At 37.7% G+C, this 4,069-nt stretch carries 3 protein-coding genes; all 3 read right to left on the bottom strand.

Features of this window, described 5'->3' with window-relative positions:
- Window positions 1–773 precede the first annotated feature (773 nt).
- Entirely contained in the window at window positions 774–1,955 is a 1,182-nt protein-coding gene (locus BN338_RS05740; protein ID WP_039759923.1) for a M23 family metallopeptidase, read from the bottom strand.
- A gap of 167 nt (window positions 1,956–2,122) precedes the next feature.
- The gene (locus BN338_RS05735; RefSeq protein WP_039759921.1) at window positions 2,123–2,782 is read right to left on the bottom strand and encodes a protein-L-isoaspartate(D-aspartate) O-methyltransferase; all 660 of its coding nucleotides are present in this window, start codon (window positions 2,780–2,782) and stop codon (window positions 2,123–2,125) included.
- Window positions 2,783–2,915: 133 nt separating this feature from the next.
- A partial coding sequence (serS, locus tag BN338_RS05730) for a serine--tRNA ligase (protein WP_039759919.1) occupies window positions 2,916–4,069 on the bottom strand: 1,154 nt, incomplete at its 5' end.

Genomic DNA, 4,069 nt, shown 5'->3' with positions numbered 1-4,069 from the left:
TCCTTAAGAGACAGAATACAATAAGAAAAATCTTTAAAAAACAGATTTATTTCTCTCTATTATATACCCTACAATGAGAATCCTTCTCACTCACTCAATAAATGATACAAAAAATTCATGGAAAAACTTTAATTTATAGAGATAATGCATCATTTGTAATGTCAAATGATAGAGCGAAATATTGTAAAACTCTCTCGTTTAAAATCCTTTGAATGAATCAAAATGATTTTCTTGCACATCATACCTGTGAAATGAATATGGACAGAAAAATTATATGATAGGAAGTCAAATATCCCTTTTCATGCCTCCTCTTAAATGCAAAAGTAGTCGGAACATTGAGTGCTGACAAATAATAGATACTATCGTCTTATACCTTCTCAACACAAAGATGATCATATCGAATGAATCCAACGAACTGCTCTTCTCAAGCAATGATTTTCTGCTGACGCATTATATTAGACATGGGCAAATGCCTTTCAATGATCGAGCATGATGATAAAATACATGAAGTATATCAATAATTTATAAAATGTGAATAGCTTTGAAAAAAGTAGCACCATGATAGATTAGTTATTCAACTCGTCAATCGTTGCTTGATGTCTTGAATCATCGACAAGGGCAAAGTGAGCAGAAAGATCATGTTATTGCAGAATTAGCTCCGAAAGCAGAAGATTTAAAACGTTCTTATGCGTGCTATTGGTTTAAAAAATAAATTGTTTTTCATGAAATTTCTATAAACTATAAGATTATTCAAACTTAACGTCATCAATAAATTAGTTTTCTAAATATTTAAGAGGATCAACCGGTAATGAATTCTTACGCATCTCAAAATAGACACGTGGTGTTTTAACATTTCCTGAAACACCTGACTTAGCAATCTCATCACCCCGTCTTATCCTTTGTCCTTTGTTAACAACAAGCTTACTATTACATCCATAAATAGTGATAATATTATTTTCGTGTCGAATCATAACAACATTACCCAGCTCTTTTAATCCATCTCCCGCGTAAATAACGACACCATTTTCTGATGCCTTTACTGATGTTCCTTCAGGCACAGCAATATCTATTCCTCGATTCATTACTGTTCCTTTTTTTTGACCAAACTGGCTTAATAAACGCCCTCGTACAGGCCAACGCATTTTAGAAATTCCTGTGGCTTGCGGCGTCTTAATATTATCTGTATTCGTAATAGTACCTGATAAATCAGATTCATGGTTCAATTGCATCATCTGTTGAGAAGAATTGCTTTCAGAATTTAACCTGTTCATCTGTGTAGAAGGTGGTGTTGTTACAGGAGCTTTATATATAGGAGAAGTCTTCTTCGGCTTTATAGAAGACGTCACTTGAGATTGAGATGAAGATTCTGCTGTTGACGCTGCCCAACCGTTACGACTGGGCGCTTTTGAAGTTGCTAATGTACGCCTGCTTGGAAGCGCAAGAACCTGACCGATATAAATGGAATTGCTGTTTATACCATTTGCTGATTTTAATGCCTCAACACTAATCCCTACTTGCCGTGCAATACTCAGGAGTGTATCTCCGCTCTGAACAATATAAGAATTCTGCCGAAAAATAGGAGAGTTATCCATTTGTGAACGGGAAAGTGTGCCAAGATTACGTGGAGGAACCCCCATAACGCGCCCATCAGAAGAATCCCCCCTACCTTGCTGTGGAGAATTATAAGGGGAATTGTCATCAATCCACGAATCATTACTTGGTTCCACAGGCGGCAATTCAGTGCTTTGTATCATGTCCCCACCATACGATAGCATTCGCGGATCTGTAGACATAGAGTTCGATATATTTGATTGAGATGATACCGTATGATGAGAGAAAATATTGGAAAAACGTTGTGTCCCAGAACTACAACCAGCAACAATAGTTGCCACCGCTAAAAAAGTTATTCTCTGAAAATTATGCCGAAAAATATTATCCAAAGCTTTTAAACACATTGTTTTGCTCACTCATCAATACTCAACTCACGCTATTAAAGCTTTTTTAAATTACCGAAGTGTTAAAATGAGATGTTTTATTCATAAATATCTTTCATTAAAATCAAAATGAATTTAACGGGACTAAAAAAGTGAAATAATTTGCGCTATTTCTTAAATTTTTAAAATTAAAGTATCTCCGCAATACCTTTAATAAAAGGTTGATAACGCACTTGAAATAACTCTAAACACTCAAATCGACTACCAATTTTTGTATAGCGCGTCACCGTTTGTACCCCTTCATCAAATCCTATCGCCTGAATGAGAATTCCATTTTCAGCTAAAAGTTCTAAAAATTCCTTGGGTTCATCAGAACGTGATGGCCAAATAAGAATACGATCAAATGATCCCAAACCTGCCACACTATGACTTCCATCAATCTGCCGTATAACAATATTTTCAATGCCCAAAGTTTGAAATTTTTGGCGTGCCAAATCAACAAGCGTTTTATAACGATCAACCGTTGTCACACGGTCACTCAGACATGCCATAAGAGCAGTACAAAAGCCAGAGCCTGTACCAATTTCTAAAACACGATGCTTTTTTTTTAATGATAGTGCCGAAAGAATCAAGAGTTGCTCTTCCAAACGTTCCATATATTCACCACATTCAAGGGGAATAACTTTATTATCATAAGCACTATTAAACCAAGGAGCGGAAACAAACTGTTGACGTGGAATTTTCTCTAATGCCGAAAAAAATCGCACGTCATCAATGCCTTTGCTACGCATTTTCAGTACAAGAGCAGCCAACTCCTCACGAAATTGTAAAATACCCTTTTGCCCCATCGTATCATTTACTCTCTAATGGAGGTGTAGTTTTATCATTCCTAAAAACTGCTTCTTTTAAAATGGCAAAACCTTGCGTTTGCATACCATTACCTCTTTGCAATAAATGCATATTGTCTCTCCTTTCACAAAATTAAGCAGCAATACAACGCATACCTCCCATATAGGGTTGTAAAACATCTGGAACAATAATTGATCCATCAACCTGCTGATAATTTTCAAGCACGGCGATAAGACAACGACCAACAGCTGTACCAGAACCATTAAGGCTATGAACAAAATGCAATTTTTTATCGCCTTCTTTACGATAGCGAGCATTCATACGTCGACCTTGAAAGTCTCCACAAACTGAACAGCTAGAAATTTCACGATAACATTCTTGACCAGGAAGCCAAACTTCGATGTCATAAGTCTTACGTGCTGCAAATCCCATATCCCCTGTAGAAAGAACCACTGTGCGAAAAGGCAAACCGAGTCGTTTTAATATATCTTCTGCACATTCCGTCATACGTTCCAATTCAATGAGAGACTGCTCTTCACTGGTAATCGAAACCATTTCCACCTTCAAAAATTGGTGCTGACGCAACATACCGCGCGTATCACGGCCGGCAGCTCCCGCCTCTGAACGAAAACAGGGAGATAAAGAAGAAAATCGCAGTGGCAAATCTGATACTTCAAGAATTTCATCGTTGACCAAGTTGGTTAATGGCACTTCTGCTGTAGAAATAAGCCATCGACCATCTGTTGTCTGAAAAAGATCTTCAGCAAACTTCGGCAATTGAGCTGCCCCGTAAACAATCTCATCACGAACAAGAAGAGGCACAGAAACCTCTGTATAACCATGCTCATTGACATGCACATCAAGCATAAATTGTCCCAATGCACGTTCTAGACGTGCTAACGCCCCTGAAAGCACTGTAAAACGCGTTCCAGACAAACGACTAGCACGCTCAAAATTCATCTGCTTGAGATCTTGACCAAGATCAAAATGCTCCTTTGGTGTAAAATTAAATGTTGGAGGTGTACCAAAATGTCGAATGACGACATTATCACTTTCATCTTTACCTTCTGGAACATCATCCAATGGAATATTGGGAAGTGCTGAAAGAATTTTCTCAAGACTCTCTGTCAGCTGTTTCTCTTCCGCTGTTGCAGAAGAAAGAAAAACTTTAAGCTCTTCAACTTCAGCTCTAAGGCGTTCAACCATTTTCTGATCAGAGACAGCTAAAGCTCGTCCTATTTCCTTTGAAACCGCATTGCGACGCTCCTGGGCTAATTGGACCTTAG

It is taken from the genome of Bartonella queenslandensis AUST/NH15 (assembly GCF_000312585.1).
In the GTDB taxonomy this organism is placed as follows: Bacteria; Pseudomonadota; Alphaproteobacteria; order Rhizobiales; family Rhizobiaceae; genus Bartonella; species Bartonella queenslandensis_A.
Note: the sequence above shows the minus strand (reverse complement) of the source record. Positions and strands in the feature narration are given on the sequence as shown.